The organism is Nguyenibacter vanlangensis, assembly GCF_013376155.1.
GTDB classification, from domain to species: Bacteria; Pseudomonadota; Alphaproteobacteria; order Acetobacterales; family Acetobacteraceae; genus Gluconacetobacter; species Gluconacetobacter vanlangensis.
Map to the genome: position 1 here is coordinate 1 of NZ_JABXXP010000734.1, position 1,340 is coordinate 1,340.

General features: G+C 67.0%; 2 protein-coding genes. One reads left to right on the forward strand and one right to left on the reverse strand.

The genetic code is table 11. The features are described from left to right. Window positions 1–18 precede the first annotated feature (18 nt). Window positions 19–498, reverse strand: a complete 480-nt coding sequence (gene queF, locus HUK84_RS18530) for a preQ(1) synthase (protein WP_176641542.1) — start codon at window positions 496–498, stop codon at window positions 19–21. Between the two features lie 148 nt (window positions 499–646). On the opposite strand from queF, the gene HUK84_RS18535 reads away from it, so the two are divergent. Continuing rightward, a partial coding sequence (locus HUK84_RS18535; RefSeq protein WP_176641543.1) for a ribonuclease D occupies window positions 647–1,340 on the forward strand: 694 nt, incomplete at its 3' end.

Here is a 1,340-nt window from a genome sequence, read left to right on the forward strand (position 1 = left end):
CGGCTGCCGTGCGGCGCGTCAGCCGCGCCCGCGATAGCCGGGGACGTCCTGCGGCGGAATCCAGACCCCTTCGGGCGGGGTGCCGCTCTGCCAGAACACGTCGATCGGCATGCCGCCGCGCGGATACCAGTAGGCGCCGATCCGCAGCCAGACCGGATTGAGCAGATCGACCAGAGTGGTCGCGATCTGGACCGAGCATGCCTCGTGGAACGCGCCGTGGTTGCGGAAGCTGGTCAGGAACAGTTTCAGCGACTTGCTTTCGACGATCCACTGATCGGGCACATAGTCGATGACCAGGTGCGCGAAGTCCGGCTGGCCGGTCACGGGGCAGAGCGAGGTGAATTCCGGGGCGGTGAAACGCACAAGATAGCGCCGGTCGCGATAGGGCGCGGGGACGCGCTCCAGCGTCGCGTCCTCGGGGCTGGCGGGCTGGATCGTCGGCTTGCCGAGCTGGGTCAGCGTCTGGCTGCCGTCATCGGGGCGGGAAGGTGCGCTCACGTCGGGGTTTCCTTGCGCAAGAAAAGGGGCGTCGTCTCGGATCGGGGTGATGTCAGAGCGGCCTCCGGCCCGTCAAGCGTCCTGTTTGCCGCCCGTTTTCGGGCGGCGGCGCTTTCACACCGCGCGGACGCCATGGTAACAAGGCCGTATGGCGCACGCATCCAAAGCCGAATTCCCCGATCCTGTGCTGATCACCACCACCGACGAACTGACTGCCGTCATCGAACGGTTGCGGCAGGAGCCGTTCGTGACCATCGATACCGAATTCGTCCGCGAACGGACCTATTGGCCGGAACTTTGCCTGGTGCAGTTGGCCGGCCAGGCCGACGTCGTGGTGGTCGACACTCTGGCCGCCGGCATCGACCTGGCCCCGCTGGGGGTGCTGCTGGACGATCCGGCCGTCGTCAAGGTGTTCCATGCGGCACGGCAGGACCTGGAAATTTTCCTGCATCTGTTCGACCGGCTGCCGGAGTCGCTGTTCGATACCCAGGTCGCAGCGATGGTGGCGGGCTATGGCGACCAGGTCGGTTATGACAACCTGGTCTCGTCCCTGACCGGGGCGCATATCGACAAGACCCATCGTTTTTCCGACTGGTCGGCGCGCCCGCTGTCTCCGGCGCAGATCAGCTATGCCGCCGCCGACGTCACCCATCTGCGCACCGTCTATCAGGTGTTGCTGGACCGGCTGGGCCGCGAGGGGCGGCTGGACTGGGTCGCGGCGGAACTGGCGGTGCTGTCCGTTCCCGCCACCTTTCGCCCGGACCCCGAGACGATGTGGGAGCGCATGCGTCCGCGCACCGCGAACCGGCGCATGCTGGGCATCCTGCGGGCCATCGCCGCCT